Source organism: Mycolicibacterium sp. P4_G11, assembly GCF_056555145.1.
Genome location: NZ_JBFUJW010000002.1, coordinates 174,805 through 193,132, shown reverse-complemented (window position 1 = coordinate 193,132; position 18,328 = coordinate 174,805). Strand labels below are relative to the sequence as shown.

The 18,328-nt window shown below is 65.3% G+C and carries 16 protein-coding genes; 9 read left to right on the top strand and 7 right to left on the bottom strand.

Features of this window, described 5'->3' with window-relative positions; genetic code table 11:
- The first annotated feature begins 44 nt into the window (after positions 1 to 44).
- Positions 45 to 2,312 carry a 5-methyltetrahydropteroyltriglutamate--homocysteine S-methyltransferase gene (gene metE, locus AC1U2B_RS04735; RefSeq protein WP_480215876.1) on the top strand — a complete coding sequence of 756 codons (2,268 nt, stop codon included), beginning with the start codon at positions 45 to 47 and terminating at the stop codon, positions 2,310 to 2,312.
- Positions 2,313 to 2,446: 134 nt separating this feature from the next.
- Positions 2,447 to 3,364, top strand: a complete 918-nt coding sequence (locus AC1U2B_RS04730) for an NADP-dependent oxidoreductase (protein ID WP_480215875.1) — start codon at positions 2,447 to 2,449, stop codon at positions 3,362 to 3,364.
- 12 nt (positions 3,365 to 3,376) lie between these two features.
- On the opposite strand, the gene AC1U2B_RS04725 is transcribed toward AC1U2B_RS04730, so the two are convergent.
- Genes AC1U2B_RS04725 through prpD form a run of 4 tightly spaced genes read right to left on the bottom strand, consistent with a single transcriptional unit; the run spans position 3,377 to position 10,302 of the window.
- Entirely contained in the window at positions 3,377 to 6,772 is a 3,396-nt protein-coding gene (locus AC1U2B_RS04725) for a pyruvate carboxylase (protein WP_480215874.1), read from the bottom strand.
- On the bottom strand, positions 6,765 to 7,883 hold the full coding sequence (locus tag AC1U2B_RS04720; RefSeq protein ID WP_480215873.1) for a bifunctional 2-methylcitrate synthase/citrate synthase: 1,119 nt from the start codon (positions 7,881 to 7,883) through the stop codon (positions 6,765 to 6,767). Before AC1U2B_RS04720 ends, AC1U2B_RS04725 begins: the two co-directional genes overlap by 8 nt.
- On the bottom strand, positions 7,880 to 8,800 hold the full coding sequence (prpB, locus tag AC1U2B_RS04715; protein WP_480215872.1) for a methylisocitrate lyase: 921 nt from the start codon (positions 8,798 to 8,800) through the stop codon (positions 7,880 to 7,882). Before prpB ends, AC1U2B_RS04720 begins: the two co-directional genes overlap by 4 nt.
- Complete coding sequence (gene prpD / locus AC1U2B_RS04710) at positions 8,797 to 10,302, bottom strand: 2-methylcitrate dehydratase PrpD (protein ID WP_480215871.1); 1,506 nt, start codon at positions 10,300 to 10,302, stop codon at positions 8,797 to 8,799. Before prpD ends, prpB begins: the two co-directional genes overlap by 4 nt.
- 110 nt (positions 10,303 to 10,412) lie before the next feature.
- On the opposite strand from prpD, the gene AC1U2B_RS04705 reads away from it, so the two are divergent.
- Both AC1U2B_RS04705 and AC1U2B_RS04700 read left to right on the top strand, forming a co-directional pair.
- Positions 10,413 to 11,837: a short-chain fatty acyl-CoA regulator family protein gene (locus AC1U2B_RS04705; RefSeq protein ID WP_480216065.1), complete on the top strand. Its 1,425-nt coding sequence runs from the start codon at positions 10,413 to 10,415 to the stop codon at positions 11,835 to 11,837.
- 34 nt (positions 11,838 to 11,871) lie between these two features.
- Complete coding sequence (locus tag AC1U2B_RS04700; RefSeq protein ID WP_480215870.1) at positions 11,872 to 12,765, top strand: mycobacterial-type methylenetetrahydrofolate reductase; 894 nt, start codon at positions 11,872 to 11,874, stop codon at positions 12,763 to 12,765.
- A gap of 468 nt (positions 12,766 to 13,233) precedes the next feature.
- Here the strand turns inward: AC1U2B_RS04700 and AC1U2B_RS04695 are convergent, their stop codons facing one another.
- Entirely contained in the window at positions 13,234 to 13,422 is a 189-nt protein-coding gene (locus AC1U2B_RS04695) for a hypothetical protein (RefSeq protein WP_480216080.1), read from the bottom strand.
- Between AC1U2B_RS04695 and AC1U2B_RS04690 the strand changes: the two genes are divergently transcribed.
- Together AC1U2B_RS04690 and AC1U2B_RS04685 are read left to right on the top strand one after the other, a co-directional pair.
- Positions 13,423 to 13,617 carry a helix-turn-helix domain-containing protein gene (locus tag AC1U2B_RS04690; RefSeq protein WP_480216064.1) on the top strand — a complete coding sequence of 65 codons (195 nt, stop codon included), beginning with the start codon at positions 13,423 to 13,425 and terminating at the stop codon, positions 13,615 to 13,617.
- Positions 13,618 to 13,691: 74 nt separating this feature from the next.
- Positions 13,692 to 14,600 (top strand): sterol desaturase family protein, encoded by a 909-nt coding sequence (locus AC1U2B_RS04685; protein ID WP_480215869.1) that lies wholly within the window; start codon positions 13,692 to 13,694, stop codon positions 14,598 to 14,600.
- 123 nt (positions 14,601 to 14,723) lie between these two features.
- On the opposite strand, the gene AC1U2B_RS04680 is transcribed toward AC1U2B_RS04685, so the two are convergent.
- Positions 14,724 to 15,131: a nuclear transport factor 2 family protein gene (locus AC1U2B_RS04680; protein WP_480215868.1), complete on the bottom strand. Its 408-nt coding sequence runs from the start codon at positions 15,129 to 15,131 to the stop codon at positions 14,724 to 14,726.
- A gap of 138 nt (positions 15,132 to 15,269) precedes the next feature.
- Here AC1U2B_RS04680 and AC1U2B_RS04675 point away from each other — a divergent pair, with 138 nt between their 5' ends.
- Together AC1U2B_RS04675 and AC1U2B_RS04670 are read left to right on the top strand one after the other, a co-directional pair.
- Positions 15,270 to 15,419, top strand: coding sequence for a hypothetical protein (locus AC1U2B_RS04675; RefSeq protein WP_480215867.1), 150 nt, complete (start codon positions 15,270 to 15,272; stop codon positions 15,417 to 15,419).
- A 374-nt stretch (positions 15,420 to 15,793) separates the two neighbouring features.
- Positions 15,794 to 16,309, top strand: coding sequence for a MarR family winged helix-turn-helix transcriptional regulator (locus tag AC1U2B_RS04670; protein ID WP_480215866.1), 516 nt, complete (start codon positions 15,794 to 15,796; stop codon positions 16,307 to 16,309).
- Between the two features lie 44 nt (positions 16,310 to 16,353).
- Here the strand turns inward: AC1U2B_RS04670 and AC1U2B_RS04665 are convergent, their stop codons facing one another.
- Positions 16,354 to 16,941 carry a TetR/AcrR family transcriptional regulator gene (locus AC1U2B_RS04665; protein WP_480215865.1) on the bottom strand — a complete coding sequence of 196 codons (588 nt, stop codon included), beginning with the start codon at positions 16,939 to 16,941 and terminating at the stop codon, positions 16,354 to 16,356.
- 113 nt (positions 16,942 to 17,054) lie between these two features.
- Between AC1U2B_RS04665 and AC1U2B_RS04660 the strand changes: the two genes are divergently transcribed.
- The gene (locus tag AC1U2B_RS04660) at positions 17,055 to 18,293 is read left to right on the top strand and encodes an oxygenase MpaB family protein (protein WP_480215864.1); all 1,239 of its coding nucleotides are present in this window, start codon (positions 17,055 to 17,057) and stop codon (positions 18,291 to 18,293) included.
- The last annotated feature ends 35 nt before the right edge of the window (positions 18,294 to 18,328 follow it).

Sequence of the window (18,328 nt, the reverse complement as noted above, 5' to 3'; positions counted from 1 at the left end):
GTCCTTGGGCGGTGCGCACTTCCGTCGCATTTGAAGGACGTCTGTTGTCAACACCATTCACCGCCACCATTCTCGGTGCGCCCCGCATCGGCCCGGACCGGGAACTCAAGCGGGCCGTCGAACGCTACTGGGCAGGCCGGATCGACCGGGCCGCGCTCGAAGAAATCGCCGCGGGCTTGCGCCGCGATACTGTCGCCGCGTTGTCGGCCGCCGGCCTGGATTCCGTTCCGGTCAACACCTTTTCGTACTACGACCAGGTTCTCGACACCGCAGTGCTGCTCGGCGCCCTGCCGGCCCGAGTGAGCGGTGTGGCCGACGGCCTCGACCGCTATTTCGCCGCGGCACGCGGTACGGCGGACATCGCACCGCTGGAGATGACGAAGTGGTTCGACACCAACTACCACTACCTGGTCCCGGAGATCGGCCCGGACACCGTGTTCACCCTGCATTCGGAGAAGGTGCTGGCAGAGCTCAAAGAAGTTCAAGTACAAGGGATTTCGGCTCGTCCGGTGATCGTCGGGCCGATCACCTTCCTGGCGCTGAGCAAGGCCGTCGACGGAGCACAGGCGCCCATCGAGCGCCTCGGCGAGCTCTTGCCGCTGTATGCCGACCTGCTGGGCCGACTCGCCGATGCCGGTGCCGAGTGGGTGCAGATCGACGAGCCGGTGCTGGTGACCGACATCGTGGACAACGGTCCGGAGCTGGCCGAGCACGTCTACTCGACGCTCGCGGACGCGGCCAAGCGCCCGGCGATCCTGGTGGCGACCTACTTCGGCGCACTGGGCGCCGCGCTGCCGGCGTTGGCCCGCACCCAGATCGACGGTGTCGCAGTCGATTTCGTCGCCGGTGGTGACCAGCCGGTAGCCGATGTACCAGGCCTGGCGGACAAGCTGGTGGTGGCCGGCGTCGTCGATGGCCGCAACATCTGGCGCACGGACCTGGCGGCGGCGCTGGCCCGGCTGGGTGCGCTGCAGGGATCGGCAAAGGCCGTTGCCGTGTCGACGTCGTGCTCGACGCTGCATGTGCCGTACTCGCTCGATCCCGAAGACGGTCTCGATGACGCGCTCCGCAGCTGGTTGGCATTCGGTGCGGAGAAGGTCACCGAAGTGGTGACGCTGGCCACGGCGCTTCGCGACGGCCGGGGCGCGGTGGCCGCCGAGATCGAGGCATCCGATCAGGCAATCGCGTCACGGGCACAGGACCCCCGCCTGCACAACGGTGGCGTCCGGGAGCGACTGGACGCCGTGCTGGCCGAAGGCATCGGCCGCGGGCCGGCCGCAGAGCGTCGCAAGGCACAGGACGCGCGGCTGAACCTGCCGTCGTTGCCGACCACCACCATCGGCTCGTTCCCGCAGACCGTCGACATCCGAAAGGCCCGCGCCGCGCTGGTGGCCGGCGAGATCGGCGAGGCCGAGTACACCAACCGGATGAAGGCCGAGGTCGAGACGGTCATCCGATTGCAGGAGGACCTGGGCCTGGATGTGCTGGTGCACGGCGAGCCCGAGCGCAACGACATGGTGCAGTACTTCGCCGAACAGCTGCACGGCTTCTTCGCCAGCAAGAACGGCTGGGTCCAGTCGTACGGCAGCCGCTGCGTGCGCCCGCCGGTGTTGTTCGGTGACGTCGCCCGCAGGCAGCCGATGACGGTGGAATGGGCCAGGTACGCCCAGACTCTCACCGACAAGCCGGTCAAGGGCATGCTCACCGGTCCGGTGACGATCCTCGCCTGGTCGTTCGTCCGCGACGATCAGCCGCTGGCCGACTCGGCCAACCAGGTGGCGCTGGCCATCCGGGACGAGACGGTCGATCTGCAGTCCGCGGGGATCGTCATCGTGCAGGTCGACGAGCCAGCGCTGCGTGAGCTGCTGCCACTGCGTGACGCCGACAAGGCGGCGTATCTCGACTGGGCGGTTGGTGCGTTCCGGCTGTCCACCTCGGGCGTCAGCGATGCCACCCAGATTCACACGCACCTGTGCTACTCGGAGTTCGGTGAGGTGATCGGTGCCATCGCCGATCTCGATGCCGATGTGACGTCAATCGAGGCCGCCCGTTCCCACATGGAGGTGCTCGACGACCTCAACGGAATCGGGTTCTCGAACAGCGTCGGCCCTGGGGTATACGACATCCACTCGCCGCGCGTGCCCACCGCCGACGAGATGGTGACGTCACTGCGTCATGCGCTGGATGCCGTTCCGGCTGAGCGGCTTTGGGTGAACCCGGACTGCGGCCTCAAGACCCGCAGAACCGACGAGGTGACCGAGTCGCTGCGCAACATGGTGCAGGCGGCGCAGTTGGTTCGCGCCGCGCGGTAAGTCAAAGGCGATGCCCCGGAATCTGATTCAGATTCCGGGGCATCGTCATGTTTCATGAAATAAATCTGGCGATCGACAGCTTGTCTTCAGGAGACCGGCGAGACTGCTGTCGGAACCCGATTGGAGACGGATAGATGTCGAGAATTGCGCAATTCGCCGAATACGGCACACCTGAGGTGCTACGCGTGGTCGACGCCGAGCCACCGGCTCCCGGACCGACCCAGGTGCGGATCGCGGTACGCGCCGCGGGCGTCAACCCGATCGACTGGAAGATCGTCGGTGGGCAGATGCGCGAACTGATACCGCTTGAGCTGCCCGCCGGTGCGGGGTCCGACGTGGCGGGTGTCATTGATGCCGTCGGCTCTGAGGTCACCGAGTGGGCCGTCGGCGACGAGGTTCTGGGCCGATCGACGACACCGTCGTTCGCCGATGTTGCGCTGGCCGAGTCTTCGGAAATCGTCCGCAAGCCCGAGGGTATTGCCTGGGACGTTGCTGGTTCGCTGGCAGGTGCCGGTGGCACCGCGTATGCCGTGCTGAAGAAGCTCGGGGTCAAGGCAGGCGAGACACTGCTGATCCACGCGGCGGCGGGCGGCGTGGGCACCTTCGCGGTCCAACTCGCAAAGGCTCAGGGCGTCAATGTCATTGGCACGGCAGGCGAATCCAACCACGACTACCTGCGGTCGCTCGGCGCGACGCCCGTCACCTATGGTGATGGATTGCTCGACAGGGTCCGTGCCGTCGCACCCGAGGGAGTTGACGCGGTGCTCGACGCCTCGGGCCGCGGGGAGATTCCGTTGTCCATCGAACTCACCGGCGATCCGGCGCGTGTTCTCACGTTGGTCGCCTTCGACGCTGCCGGCACCGGTATCCAAGTACACGTCGGCGGTGCCGGAAGTGAACACGGTGCCGCGCTCAGGGAACTCGCGGCGCTTGTCGCGCAAGATCGCCTTGCCGTCTCGATCAGCCAGACATACCCGCTGACCGAAGCCGGTGCCGCGCTCTCCGCGAGCACGACGGGCCATGTTCACGGCAAGATCGTCATCGTGCCGTGAACATGACCTCGGTCAGCTGACCACCACGAGCAGGTCGTTGCCTTCGACACTCGCGGTGGGAGCCACCGCAATCCGCTTGACGGTGCCGGTCTTTGGTGTCGTGATGGCGGCCTCCATCTTCATCGCTTCGATGGTGGCGACCGTCTGGCCGGCCTGCACCTGCTCACCCACCGCCACCCCGATCGTCACTACGCCGGCGAACGGCGCCGCGACGTGTTCGGGGTTGGTGCGGTCGGCCTTCTCCGCTACGGGAACCGCGCTGTCGATCGACCTGTCCCGCACCAGGATCGGGCGCAGTTGACCGTTCAGCAGACACAGGACGGTACGCATGCCGCGGTCATCGGGTTCGGAGATGGCTTCGAGCCCGATGAGCAGCTCGACGCCCTTCTCCAATTTCACCCGGTGCTCATCGCCACGGCGCAGCCCGTAGAAGAACTGGTTGGCGCTCAGGCTCGAGGTATCCCCGAATTGCCCTCGATGTGAAAGGAATTCGCGGGTCGGTCCCGGGAACAGCAATCGATTGAGGGCAGCTCTGCGGGTCGGCCCCGGCTCCGCCAGTTCGGTGTAGTCCTCGACGGTGAGTTCGGTGGCCGGTTTTGGTTCTGCCCGCCCTTGCAGGGCCTTGGTACGCAACGGCTCCGGCCAGCCGCCGGCCGGCTCACCCAGTTCGCCGCGCAGGAAGCCGATCACGGATTCCGGGATGTCGTAGCGGGTCGGGTCGGCGGAGAACTCCTCGGCGCTGACCCCAGCGCCGACCAGAGCCAGCGCCAGATCCCCGACCACCTTGCTCGACGGGGTCACCTTCACCAGCCTGCCCAGTGCGTGATCCGCTCCGGCGTAGGCATTCTCGATGTCCTCGAACCGTCCGCCCAAGCCGAGGGCGACGGCCTGGGTCCGCAGGTTGCTGAGTTGCCCGCCGGGAATCTCGTGGGTGTACACCCGGCCGGTCGGGGACGGTAGTCCCGCCTCGAACGGGGCATAGACCCGGCGCAGCGCCTCCCAATACGGCTCCAGCTCACAGACATCCGCCAACGACAGCCCGGTGTCGTGGACGGTGTGCGCGGCAGCGGCCACGATCGAACTCAAGGAGGGCTGACTGGTGGTACCGGCCAGCGGCGCTGCCGCTCCGTCGACCGCCGATGCGCCGGCCTGCCAGGCCGCGACGTACGTTGCCAGCTGGCCACCCGGGGTGTCGTGGGTATGGACGTGGACCGGCAGATCGAACCGGGAACGCAACGCCGACACCAGTGTTGCCGCGGCAGGCGGCCGCAACAGCCCGGCCATGTCCTTGATCGCCAGCACATGTGCGCCGGCTTCGACGATCTGGTCGGCCAGCTTGAGCCAGTAATCGAGCGTGTACAGCGTCTCGTTGGGGTCCGACAGGTCGCCGGTGTACGACATCGCCACTTCGGTGACCGCGGAACCGGTTTCGCGCACCGCGTCGATCGCCGGACGCATCGAGTCCACGTTGTTCAACGCGTCGAAGATCCGGAAGATGTCGATGCCGGTGGCCGTGGCCTCCTGCACGAACGCAGCGGTTACCGACACGGGATATGGCGTGTAACCGACGGTGTTGCGTCCGCGCAGCAACATCTGCAGGCAGATGTTCGGCATTGCCTCCCGCAGTGCGGCGAGCCGCTCCCACGGGTCTTCCTTCAGGAACCGAAGCGCCACATCGTATGTCGCGCCGCCCCAGCACTCGACCGACAGCAGCTGCGGTGTCATCCGGGCGACGTACGGTGCCACCTTGACCAGGCCGGAGGTACGCACCCGGGTGGCGAGCAGCGATTGATGCGCATCGCGGAACGTGGTGTCGGTGACCCACAATCGCGGCGATTCCAGCAGAGACCGGGCGAAGCCTTCTGGGCCCAGCTCGGTCAGCAGCTGCTTGCTGCCTGCCGGTGGCGGCCCGCCGAGATCGATGTCCGGCAGCTTGTCGCGTGGGTACACCGCAGACTGGCGCACGCCGTGCGGCTTGTTCACCGTCACGTCGGCGAGGTAGTTGAGGATGCGCGTGCCGCGGTCCCCTGGGGTGTGTGCGGTCAGCAGCTGGGGCCGCTCGTCGATGAACGACGTCGACACGTTGCCCGCGGCGAAGTCCGGGTCATCCAGAACTGCCTGCAGGAAGGGGATATTCGTCGATACCCCACGGATTCGGAACTCGGCGAGAGCTCGCCGGGCCCGTTTGACCGCCGTCGCGAAGTCGTGACCCCGGCAGGTGAGTTTGACCAGCATGGAATCGAAATGCGCGGAGATCTCCGCGCCGACATTGGTGCCACCGTCCAACCGCACCCCGGCGCCGCCGGGGCTGCGGTAGGCGGTGATCCGGCCGGTGTCCGGCCGGAACCCGTTGACGGGATCCTCGGTGGTGATACGGGCTTGCATGGCGGCGCCGCGGATCCGGACGCTGTCCTGGCTCAGACCGAGATCGGCCAACGACTGACCGGCTGCGATCCGCAGCTGCGAGGCCACGAGGTCCACATCGGTGATTTCCTCGGTCACCGTGTGCTCGACCTGAATCCGGGGATTGCACTCGATGAACACGTGGTGCCCGCGTTCGTCGAGCAGGAACTCGACAGTGCCGGCGCAGAAGTAGCCGATCTGGCGGGCGAATCTCACGGCGTCAGAGCAGATTCGGGCCCGCAGCTCGTCGCTGAGGTTCGGGGCCGGTGCCAGCTCGATGACCTTCTGATGCCGGCGCTGCACACTGCAGTCCCGCTCGAACAGGTGGATCACCTCACCGGTGCCGTCGGCCAGGATCTGCACCTCGATGTGGCGCGGATTGAGCACCGCCTGTTCGAGGTAGACCATCGGATCGCCGAACGCGGACTCCGCCTCCCGGGACGCGGCTTCGATGGCCTCGGCCAAGGCGGCGGGCTCGGTCACCCGGCGCATGCCGCGGCCACCGCCACCGGAGACCGCCTTGACGAACAGCGGGAACTCCATATCTGCTGCGGCAGTGAGCAGTTCGTCGACCGAAGCGGACGGCTCCGACGACGTCAGCACCGGCAGGCCGGCAGCCCGGGCCGCCGCGATGGCGCTGGCCTTGTTGCCGGTCAGTTCGAGCACTCCGGCGTCGGGACCGACGAACGTGATCCCCGCGACGGCGCATGCCGATGCCAGTTCCGGGTTCTCCGAGAGGAACCCATAACCCGGGTACACGGCGTCGGCGCCGGAGAGTTGCGCCACCCGGATGATCTCGGACACTGCGAGGTAGGCCCGAACGGGGTGGCCCGGTTCGCCGATCTGGTAGGACTCGTCGGCCTTCAACCGATGTGGAGAATTCCGGTCCTCGTACGCGTAGACCGCGACGGTCGCGATGCCCAGCTCGTAGGCCGCCCGGAACGCCCGGATCGCGATTTCACCGCGGTTGGCAACGAGGACTTTTCGGATTGCGTGCTCAGGCAATGGAACGCTGAGGTCGGCCCGAGTACTCGCTCAGGGGGCGGATCAGGGCGTTCGACGCTGCCTGTTCCATGATGTGCGCGGTCCAGCCGGTGATCCTCGACATCACGAAAAGCGGTGTGAAAACGGGGATATCGAACCCCATCAGGTAGTAGGCCGGTCCGGTGGGGAAGTCGAGGTTCGGTTTGATCTTGGTTGCGACGAACATCTCGCGTTCCAGCACGTGGTAGATGTCCAACCACTGCTGACCGCCGCGCGCGGCCACCACGCGGTCCAACGCGGCCTTCATGGTCGGCACCCGGGAGTCGCCGTTCTTGTAGACGCGGTGCCCGAAGCCCATCACCTTGTCCTTGCGAGACAGCTTGCCGTGCAGCCATTTCGCGGCGTTGTCGGCGGAGCCGATCTCCAGCATGTCGTGCATGACCGCTTCGTTGGCGCCGCCGTGCAGCGACCCCTTGAGCGCTCCGATGGCAGCGGTCACGGCGCTGTAGATGTCCGACTGGGTAGAGGTCACGACCCGGGCAGCGAAGGTCGACGCGTTGAAGCTGTGCTCGGCGTAGAGCACCATCGATTGGCTGAATGCCTCGACGATCGCCGGCTCCGGCACCTCGCCGAAGCACATGTTGAGGAAGTTCTCGGCATAGCCCAGGTGACTGTGCGGCGCGATGGGCGGCAGCCCCTGCCTGCGGCGGATGTCGGCCGCGACGATGGTCGGCAGCACGGCGAACATCCGTAATGACTTGGCGTAGTTGGCTGCCGGGGTGCTGACGTCCTCTTCGGGATCTTCGGCGCCCAGGTAGCTGATCGCGGTACGCACCACGTCCATCGGGTGGCAGCTGTCCGGCAGCTTGGCCAACAGCGAGTACATCGAGCGGTCGACCCGGCGGGACGCGCGCTCGCGCTGGCAGAACAATGCCAGCTCCTGGTCGGTCGGCAGCTCGCCGTGCCAGAGCAGGTACGCAACCTGTTCAAAGCTGCAGTGCGCCGCCAGATCCTGTACCGGGTAGCCGCGGTAGGTCAGGCTGTTGGTCTCGGGCACGACCTTGGAGATGGCGGTGGTGTCGACAACGACGCCGGCGAGGCCCTTGCGGATGTGAGACGTTTCGGTGGTCATGCTTTCACGTCCTGGAGGGTGAAATTGAAGATGTCTGAATCGAATTCGTTGTATTCGGCATAGCGCAGCAGCTCGTAGAGCCGGCTGCGATGCTGCATCTGGTCCAGCAGACCGGCTTGCGTTCCAGCAGTGTGGATTTCGCGCAGGCCCACCTCGACCGCGTACATCGCCAGGCGCAACGTGGTGACCGGGTAGATCACCATGTTGTAACCGATGTCGGACAGCTGCTGGGCCGTGACGAGTTCCGACTTGCCGAACTCGGTCATGTTGGCCAGCAATGGCGTATCGACCGCTGCCCGGAAGCGCTCGAATTCGCTTGGGCTGGACAGCGCCTCGGTGAAGATCAGGTCGGCGCCGGCGTCGGCGTAGGCCTTTGCCCGGTCGATGGCGGAGTCGATGCCCTCGATGCCTGCTGCGTCGGTCCTGGCGCAGATGACGAAGTTGGGGTCCCGGCGGGCCGCGACCGCCGCACGCAGCCGTTTGATCATCTCGGCGGCGGGCACCACGGCCTTGCCGTCCAGGTGGCCGCAACGCTTCGGGTTCACCTGGTCTTCGAGGTGACAGCCGGCCAGCCCGGCATCCTCGAGGATCGTGATGGTGCGCGCGGCGCTCATCGGCTCACCGAAGCCGGTGTCGGCGTCCACCAGCGTGGGCAGGTCGGTGGCCGCGGCGATCTGGGCGCTGCGGCCGGCCACCTCGCTCAAGGTGGTCAGCCCGATGTCGGGCAGGCCGAGATCGGCCGACAGCACCGCGCCGGAGACGTAGACCCCCTCGAATCCAATCTCCGAAACGAGCTTTGCCACCAGTGGCGAGAACGCGCCCGGATAGCGTTGCAGCTGGCCGGAATTCAGTGCGATACGGAACTTCGCGCGCTTGTCGGCGGCAGACACCGTCGACCCCAACAGTCCGGCGCTCATCGGAAGATCCCCGAGGGGATCGTCGGAGCCTTGTCCAGGACGATCTGCTCGACCCGCAGGTTGAGCGCGTCGAGGCTGCCCGGCTTCAAGGCGGCGAGGCTGTCGACGACGGTCAGGAACCGCTGCTGTTCGTCCTCGGCAATGACGCCGTCGGCCAGTACGGTGAACTTGTTGCGGTACTGCTCACGCTCGAACGGGCGGGCGCCCAGCGGGTGCGCGTCGGCGACGGCGAGTTCGTCGACGATCACCTCTCCGCTCTTGAGCGTCACCACGGCCCTGGCGCCGAATGCCTTCTCGGCCGGGTCATCCGAGTGGTAGCGCCGCGTCCACTCCGCGTCCTCGACGGTGGAGATCTTGCGCCACAGCTCGATGGTGTCCGGCCGGTGCGCACGCTCGGGGGCATATGACCGCTCGTGGTGCCATTCACCGTCCTGCAGCGCGACCGCGAAGATGTACATCACCGAGTGGTCCAGGGTTTCGCGTGAAGCATCGGGGTCGAACTTCTGCGGATCGCCCGAGCCGGTGCCGATGACTACGTGGGTGTGGTGGCTGGTGTGCAGCACGATGGTGGCGATCTGGTCCAGATCGCCGATCCGCGAACGCATCCGGCGAGCCAGGTCGATCGGCGCCTGACTCTGGTACTCGGCGCTGTGTTCCTTGGTGTAGCTGTCGAGGATGGCCGCCTTGGGCTCACCGGGACCCGGCAGCGGCACCTGGTAGGTGTGCTCGGGTCCGGACAACAGCCAGGCGATGACGCCGTCTTCGCCTTCCCAGATGGGAGCGGGGGAGCCCTCGCCGCGCATGGCGCGGTCGACGGCCTCGATGGCGACCTTGCCGGCCAGCGCGGGGGCGTAGGCCTTCCAGCTCGAGATCAGTCCCTTGCGGGACTGTCGGGTCGCGGTGGTCAGGTGCAGCGCCTGGCCGACTGCGGCATAGATGGTCTCGGGGTCCAGTCGCAGCATGGTGCCGAGGCCGGCCGCGACCGACGGGCCGAGGTGTGCGACGTGGTCGATCTTGTGCTCGTGCAGGCAGATTCCGCGGACCAGGTCCATCTGCACCTCGTAGGCGGTGGCGATGCCGCGGATCAGGTCGCTGCCGCGGACGTCGAGCTGCTGGGCCACCGCGACCAGTGCCGGGATGTTGTCACCGGGGTGTGAGTACTCGGCGGCCAAGAAGGTGTCGTGGAAATCGAGTTCGCGGACGGCGACCCCGTTGGCCCACGCGGCCCACTCCGGCGAGTAGGTGCCGTCGATGCCGAACACGGTCGCGCCGCGCTGCGTGCGGTGGGCCTGGGCCTGGGTGCGGGCAACGGTGACCGGGCGGCGGATCACCGACGCGGCAGACACGGAGGCGTTGTCGATGATGCGGTTGACGACCATCGCCTCGACTGCAGGCGTGACCTCGACGGGGTCGGCGGCGATCTCGGCGATCTTCCAGGCCAGGTGTTCCGAGCGGGGGAACTCTTCGGCGCTGCGTCGGGTGCGTACCTCGTGTGTCTGCATGATTCGCACGGTACGCAGCTGGTCGGGTGCGCAAAAGCCCCTGTAAATGCGTAATTTTGTGTCCTCGTACGGAGGAGTTTGCAAACTTTGTGTAAGTGGATCGAGTTACGCTGGCGGCGGTGCCGAAGACATTCGTGGGCGCCCGTCTACGACGGCTGCGCGAAGAGCAGGGCCTAACCCAGGTCGCGCTGGCGCGCGCCTTGGATCTGTCGACCAGCTACGTCAATCAGCTCGAGAACGATCAGCGACCGGTGACGGTGCCGGTACTGCTGGCGCTGGCTGAACGGTTCGAGCTGCCGACCAACTACTTCGCGCCCGACTCGGATGCGCGCCTGGTGTCGGACCTGCGCGAGATCCTCGTCGACACCGCGGCGACCGCCGGCCAGATCGAGGAGCTGGTGGCGAGAATGCCGGCCGTCGGTCAGATGCTGGTCAGCATGAACCGCCGATTGTTCGACGCGACAACCGAACTCGACGCCATGCATACCCGGGCGAATGTGGACACCTCGGTGGCCGCGCAACAACCGATGCCGTTCGAGGAAGTACGAGACTTCTTCTACGACCGCAAGAACTACATCGGTGAACTCGACGAAGCGGCCGAATCGTTGTTCGTCGCGAGCCGTCTGCGGCTCGGGGGTCTGGACGCTCAACTCGCCGACCTGTTGGCAGAGGAGTTCGGGGTCATCGTGGTGATCGACGACGGTGATGTGTTGGGCCCCAACACACAACGGTCCTATCGGCCCGACACCGGCGTGTTGTACATCGCGCGCTGGCTGCATCCCGGGCAGCGCGCCTTCCAGCTGGCCACCCAGGTGGCGCTGCTGAGGCATTCGGAATTGATCTCCGCGATCGTCGCCACGGCAGACCAACTCAGTTCCGAGGCAACGGAAGTCGCGCGCATCGGCCTGGCCAACTACTTCGCCGGCGCGTTGCTGTTGCCGTACCGGATGTTCCTGGATGCGGCCGAGGAATTGCGTTACGACATCGATCAGCTGGCGCGGCGGTTCGACGTCGGGTTCGAGACCATCTGTCACCGTCTCTCGACGTTGCAGCGGCCGGATGCGCGTGGCGTGCCTTTCATCTTCGTTCGCACCGATAGCGCCGGGAACATCTCGAAGCGTCAGTCCGCCACGGCATTTCATTTCTCCCGGGTGGGTGGTAACTGTCCGCTGTGGGTGGTGCACCATGCCGCCGAGCGGCCCGGTGAGTTCATCACTCAGGTCGCGCAGATGCCCGACGGTCGGTCGTACTTCTGGATCGCGCGCACCACGTCGTCTGCTCCGAGTCGATATCGCGGCCCCCGCAAGCGTTTTGCCATCGGACTGGGCTGCGACCTGGTCCATGCCGAGAAACTGATCTACGCGGCGGGAATCGATTTGGCAGATCCCGACGCGGCGGTGCCGATCGGGGCGGGCTGCAAAATCTGCGACCGCCCGGCGTGCCCGCAGCGGGCCTTCCCATATGTCGGCCGGCCCGTGCACGTCGACCCGTGCAACAGCAGTGACCTGCCATACTCGTCCGCCGCGCAGGCGTGACCTTCCCGATTGTCTTCAGAGCTGGAGTTCCCGAATGTCCATGAAAACCATTGCGCTCGAACTGGTTCCACCCAACCTTGAATTGGGTTTACAGGTCGCGGTCGACGAGGCGCACAAGGTGCTGCTCAATGCGGCCGCGGTGGGTATCGAGGGCCGTATCCGGCACGTGATGATCCCGGGGATGATCGAGGAAGACGGCGATCGGCCCATCGAGATGAAGCCGAAGATGGACGTCCTGGATTTTTGGCAGTTGATGAAGCCTGAGCTGCCGGGGATGCGTGGGTTGTGCACGCAGGTGACGTCGTTTTTGGATGAGGATGCGCTCGGCAAGCGGCTGAGTGTGCTGCAGGATGCGGAYTTCGATGGCATCGCGTTCGTGGGTGTGCCGCGCACSATGAGCGACGGCGACGGTACGGGTGTGGCCCCGACCGAYGCGTTGACGATCTACCGCGATCAGGTGCCCAACCGGGGTGTCATCTTGATCCCGACGCGTGATGGCGAGCAGGGGCGCTTCAATTTCAAGATCGAGCAGGGCGCCACCTACGGGATGACGCAGCTGCTCTATTCGGACACCRTCGTGGGGTTTTTGAAGGAGTTCGCTGCGACCACCGAGCACCGGCCGGAACTTCTGCTGTCGTTCGGGTTYGTSCCGAAGATGGAGTCCAAGGTCGGTTTGATCAACTGGCTGATCCAGGATCCGGGTAATCCGTTGGTGGCCGCGGAGCAGGAGTTCGTGACGCGGCTGGCCGGTGAGGAACCGGCGGTCAAGCGGACGCTGATGTTGGACTTGTACAAGCGGGTCATCGATGGGGTCGGTGAGTTGGGTTTCCCGATCAGCATCCATCTGGAAGCCGCGTACGGGGTGTCCAAGCCGGCGTTCGAGACGTTCGCCGCGATGTTGGACTACTGGGCACCCGACCAGCCCTAGCCGACGCGGGTCATGAGGTTGGTTGGGCCAGCCGGGGGATGCGCGCCAATGATTGCTGTCGTGTGAGATGTTCACTCAGTGGGAGCAATGAATGCGGCATCCGCTGCGTGGGCGGGCGAGCTGGCGGTAGCCGATGGTGCTTTGTGTTACGTCGGCTCGTTGTCTGATACCGACGGTCACCACCATGTAGCGACGCAGATAGTGTGTGCGTGGTCGGGGTCTTTCGAACTTACTGACGGCTCCGGCCGCCGGACCGCCGCATCGGCGGCAGTTATCCCGTCGAGCTGCCAACACTCCATCCGTGTTCTGGACCCAGGAATCGAAGGGTTCCTTGTCTTCCTCGACCCTGGATCTGCACTGGGCTCGGGCTGGGTCGACCTCGTCGGCCGTAGTGAGGACGTGACGGAGTGGGTCTCGGCAGGACACGCATTCGTGAAGTCGATAGCGTCCTCGGCGTCTGATCCAGCGTCAATCCTTGAGGCGATGGCCGAACGTCACGATGAGAATCGTCATGGTGGTCCTCGACCGTGGCACCGTAGTGTGCAGCAGGCTGTCGACCGGGTTGGCGAAGTACTTCCCGAGCCCGTCACGCTGGTCGCGGTCGCCGACGCGGTCGGTCTGTCGCCGAGTCGTCTGAGCCGCCTGTTCAATGAGCATGTGGGCCAGCCCTTTCCTGCCTATGTCCGGTGGCGAAGGTTGCGGTTGGCCGTTGAAGCGTTGCAACGGGGGGCTTCGCTGACTGACGCTGCCCACGCTGCCGGCTTCACCGATAGCGCTCACGCCAATCGTGTCTGTCACGAAATGTTTGGCTTGTCACCCAGCCGCGCGAGCAGACACTTGGTGTGGGGCTGAACCCACCAAGTGTCCATAAAAGACGACAGGTCTGTACAAGCGCCGAGGTGATGGCATGCGCGACCGTGGTCGGCGTGGTTATTTCTACAATTCGATACGGCTACGTGCCGTTCATGCTCTTTGGCGTCAACGGCGTGGCCGCCTTCCTGGCCGCCCGCGGCGTGACGGAATTCTGGCTGGTCGCCGTCATCGTCGTGGCGATCGGCTGCTCGTTCGCCGCGGAGCGGATCGCGCCGTACCGTCGCGAGTGGAACGACGGTCTCGATGACGCCGGGCGCGACAGCGCTCACGCTTTCGTCAACGAATCGTTCATCCTGGCAAGTGTCGCGGTCATTCCGCTGCTGGCGGCGGTTACACCATTCCATCACTGGTGGCCGGCGTCGCTACCGTTCGTCGCCCAATTGCTCATCGCGGTGCTGGTAGCCGACTTCGGTATCACCACGGTTCACCTCGCCAGCCACAAAATCGGCTGGCTATGGCGGCTGCATGCAGTTCACCACAGCGTTCGGCGGTTCTACGGCCTCAACGGTCTGATGAAACACCCGCTGCACCAGGCCGTGGAAATGGTGGGCGGTGTCCTCCCCCTGATCATCATGGGGATACCGGTGCAGGTCGCTTCAGCGCTGGCGGTGTGCGTAGCCGTGCAGTTGCTGCTCCAGCACGCCAACGTCGACTACCGGGTCGGGCCGCTGCACTCGATTCTGGCTCTCAACGAGGGCCACCGGTTCCATCACCTCAAGTGGGCAGGAGTCGGCGACGTCAACTTCGGCTTGTTCACCCTGCTGTGGGACCACTGGTACCGCACCTACTCCTATGACCCGCAACGCCGATTCACGACGGACGATCTCGGCATGGCAGCCAAACCCGACTACCCGACGGGTTACTTGCGGCAACTCGTCGAACCCTTCACACAAAGCGGGGCATGCCACTTCGACGAGACCGAGGCTGGTCGAACCCCCACGCGCAAGCAGGTTCGGTCATGACCGGTTTTGAAGCCGCCGACAATGCACAGCCGGACGTCACCGCGATGTCGCCTACGTTCGTCGTCGCAGCTCAGCACCTGTGCAAACCTGCTACACGTAGCCGTTTCGGCGCACCTTCGGAGTTCAGAGGGAGCGGTTCCGGACCATGGTGAGTTTTCGACGGTTGATGCGCCACCCTTCGCCGGTGCGGACCAGTTCGTCGTCGTAGAAGCCGGTCGCATTGACGTCAGATGTCTTGTGCGGCTTGGCATCTCGGGCAATCAGCAACACGTCGACGTAGGTACGGGCGGTGGCGGTATCGCCATTGATTTCGATGGCGTGATTGCTCAGCCGGTGCAGCGTGTGCTCGAACGGCACGTGCACCTGGATCATGTAGTCCGTGACGCCATCGACTCCGTGCCACGAGCCGATCTGGCCGTAGTCCAACACGCAGTCAGTGGTGAACACGGAGCGAAACAATGGCCAGTCCTGCCGGTCGATGCCGGTGGCGTACCTGGTCAGCAGGTCGATGATGTCTTCGCGGTCGGCCATGGGGTTCTCCATTCGGGTGCGCAACGGCGGCGACTTTGAGACTACGTAGCTGCGCCCATGCCTCCGGACGAACGGACAGCATCGGCGGGCGTCATACCGCTTGGCATTGAGGGAGTCCTTGGTTCCGCACGATGTGCGGTGTCGCGCGCCCCGCTGGCGGAATCCGGGCCGGGCGCCGGGCTTTCGGCACGGTTCGTCGATGACTGTGGGGTACTGCCGGCGGTCTGCTGCGCGCTGATCGACGTCGCCGGTTGCGACCGGGGTATGGCGCCAGGCGCCATCCGCTGAGCGGGGCTCACCGGAGCGGTAGAGATGCGGCCGTCATTGTTCTGTGCGCTGAGTGAGCTGGTTGGCTGCGGGCGGTCGATCACGGGGCCGGGATGGGGTCCCTTCGCCGCGGACGGCGCAGCCATCGCGATAGAGAGAGCCGACAGTCCGACGGCGCCTGCGGCTATGACGCGAACGACGGAGTGGTGGAGCTTGTGCTGACCCCGGGTGCGCGAACTGGCGCTGGTGTGGTCGGTGCCTGTGGTGTTCATGTCATCGCCTTTCGTCCGATACTTGCTCGAACAAGTACTTTGGAAAAGCTATTCCAACAGGGATTATTATCTGGACCAGTTCAGTTATCATGGTTGAACAACTAACTGATAAGGGGTGCGTTGATGGCAACGGAGAGCTCGGACGGTGGGGAGACCTGTGAGGCGCTGACATCGCCGACGGCAGCCCGCAGTGGCCCGGTCAGTCATGCGGTCTTCCAGCTCACGCGGCTGACCCGAACGATCGTTGCGACGCTGCTGCGCCCACTCGGTCTGTATCCGGGCCAGGAGCTGGTGATGATGTACCTGTGGGACCGCGGTCCGCTGCGGCAGACGGATCTGGTGCGTCTCACCAGCTCCGACGCCCCCACGATGACGCGGATGATCCAGCGCCTGGAGCACGCCGGGTTCGTGCGTCGTTTCCCGAGTCCCGAGGACAAGCGTGCCCACCTGGTGGAAGCAACGCCCGCCAGTCGCGGATTGCAGCAACAGATCGAAGACGTGTGGAGGCAGCTCGAGGAGATGACCGTCGGCGATCTGAACGATCAGGAACGGGACACTGTCCTGCGCGTCGTCGAAGGTCTGGGGCATCGGCTCGCCGGTGCCGCGATGGGCTCCGGCCGCGATCTCCTCGCCCCGTGATGTCGGATTGTATTGCTGGTTGCTGAAACTCGTTCAGCCCCAGCCTAGTTGGCCGTCTGGTCGGTCGTCGTAGCGGTGTTGCGGACCATCATGTAGGACGACGTGAGCGCGGCAAGTTCGTCGAGGAATTCGTCGTGGTCGATCGCCGGACGGTCGAGCACATATCGGATGGTCAGATGCTCGACAGCGCGGACGGCGATCCAGACTCGGGTATCGGCGTGGCGAGTGGGCTCTGGGCGCATCCGCAGGTGGGCGATCGCGAGCTCACCGACGCGCTGTTCGAAATCGGCGATCTTGCTACCCAGGCCGAGCCGGGGAGTGTGTTCGATGAGCGCCCGGAGCATCTCGGGTTGATCCATCATTGCGTCGAGCAGAATCGCGATGAGTTCGCGCAGGGAGCTGACGTCTTCGGGTTGGCCGACCTGCGCCACGAGACGCGTGGTCACCGTGCGCAGGACGTGGTCGGTGTAGTCATCGATGATCGCCGCGATGATGGTGTCTTTGTTGGGAAAGTACTGGTAGAGGGACCCCGGACTGATACCGGCGACCTCCGCGATCCGGTTCGTCGTGGCTCCGTCGTATCCGCGGTCGATCAGCACCTGCCGACCGGCGGCGAGGATGCGTTCAACCATCAAACGCGAGCGTTCCTGTCGCGGTGTGCGTCGCGGAACCCCCGAGGTGCTGCTCATTGGGCCATCACGACGCGAATTGTATGCGAGTAAATGCTCGTGTCAGCATTTTGATCATGGCCCCATCGACTCAAGAACAACGGCGTTCTGTTCCTGCTCGGCATCCTGAGCAGCCCCGCGATGTCCCGGCTTTGGTGCGGACGCTCGTGCTGCTGCTGGGTATTGGCAACCCCAACGCCGAGCAGTGGGAGCGGCTCGGTCAGCGGCTCACGGTCGGCGACGAGCCGGCGGATCGCCTCGTCGAGTGGATGGTGACCACCGGGACACAGCAGGCCCGGACCCTGTTTGATCTGGCCCTGGCCGAGGGCATCACCAACGTGCCCGATGCGCCGGAACCGTTGCGGGAGTTCTTCACTCAGATCGAGGACACGCCGGACTGGGTCGACCGCGACAAGTTGCGTATCGGTGCGCGGACCTTGCGCCGAGGCGGCGCTGATGGGATGTACATCGCGCGCGATGTGTCACTGCTGGGCGGCTATCAGTTCTCCGGCTTCAACAAGACGCTGCTGCGCACCGGTGCTTTGGAGAAGGGGTCCAACAAGCGTTTTGCCGAGACCATGCAGTGGGCCCTGGATGTCATCGCCGAAGATGGCCTGGAACCGCTCGGGGTGGGTTACCGGTCCACGGTCCGAGTGCGGCTGATCCACGGGTTCGTGCGCCGCCATGTCGCGGCGATGCCGGACTGGCGAGCCGACGAATGGGGTATGCCGGTCAACCAGACCGACATGGCCGCCACCCTGGTCGGCGCACTCATTGCGCCGCCTGCCGCATCCATCGGCATGGGATTTGTGTTCTCGCCGGCTGAACTCGACGGTCTTGCGCACCTGACCCGGTATGTCGGGTGGTTGATCGGCGTGCAGGATGAGTGGCTGCCTCGCAGCTTCCGTGACGGCGTTCGGATTCTGTATCACACGCTCACCGCATTGGCCGAGCCCGACGAATCAACGAAGCAGTTGGCGATGCCGATGGCTGAGGATCCGCTGGCCTGGCACTACCGCGTCCTACCGGGCTTGCGTCGCCGCATCGCAAAGGTCCAGCACCTGTCTGTCACCAGTGCCTTCCTGGGACCGCGCGCGATGCGGAACCTGGGCCTGACCTACGTACTGCCGTGGTACCCGGTAGTGCGCATCCCGATAAACCTGGCTCTCAGTGCGGCCGCCCTGACCCTGCCCGGTGCAATGGCCCGCGCTGACGTGCGTGGGCAACGCGAGCAAGAAGCGTTGCTACGCACCATGATCGGCGACAGCGCGACAACGATCGGAGAATCGGCCGCGCACGTCAGCCGTGTTGCATGACAGCGGGTGCCGCTGCGAATTCGAAGAGTGCCAGG

Bases quoted from the DNA above. Each gene is read 5' to 3' on its own strand.
- AC1U2B_RS04670 (WP_480215866.1), top strand. From the start codon at position 15,794: ATGGCAACGGAGAGCTCGGACGGTGGGGAGACCTGTGAGGCGCTGACA.
- prpD (WP_480215871.1), bottom strand. From the start codon at position 10,302: ATGCAGACACACGAGGTACGCACCCGACGCAGCGCCGAAGAGTTCCCC.
- AC1U2B_RS04660 (WP_480215864.1), top strand. From the start codon at position 17,055: ATGGCCCCATCGACTCAAGAACAACGGCGTTCTGTTCCTGCTCGGCAT.
- AC1U2B_RS04680 (WP_480215868.1), bottom strand. From the start codon at position 15,131: ATGGCCGACCGCGAAGACATCATCGACCTGCTGACCAGGTACGCCACC.
- prpB (WP_480215872.1), bottom strand. From the start codon at position 8,800: ATGAGCGCCGGACTGTTGGGGTCGACGGTGTCTGCCGCCGACAAGCGC.
- AC1U2B_RS04665 (WP_480215865.1), bottom strand. From the start codon at position 16,941: ATGGTTGAACGCATCCTCGCCGCCGGTCGGCAGGTGCTGATCGACCGC.
- AC1U2B_RS04695 (WP_480216080.1), bottom strand. From the start codon at position 13,422: ATGCTCATTGAACAGGCGGCTCAGACGACTCGGCGACAGACCGACCGC.
- AC1U2B_RS04730 (WP_480215875.1), top strand. From the start codon at position 2,447: ATGTCGAGAATTGCGCAATTCGCCGAATACGGCACACCTGAGGTGCTA.
- AC1U2B_RS04720 (WP_480215873.1), bottom strand. From the start codon at position 7,883: ATGACCACCGAAACGTCTCACATCCGCAAGGGCCTCGCCGGCGTCGTT.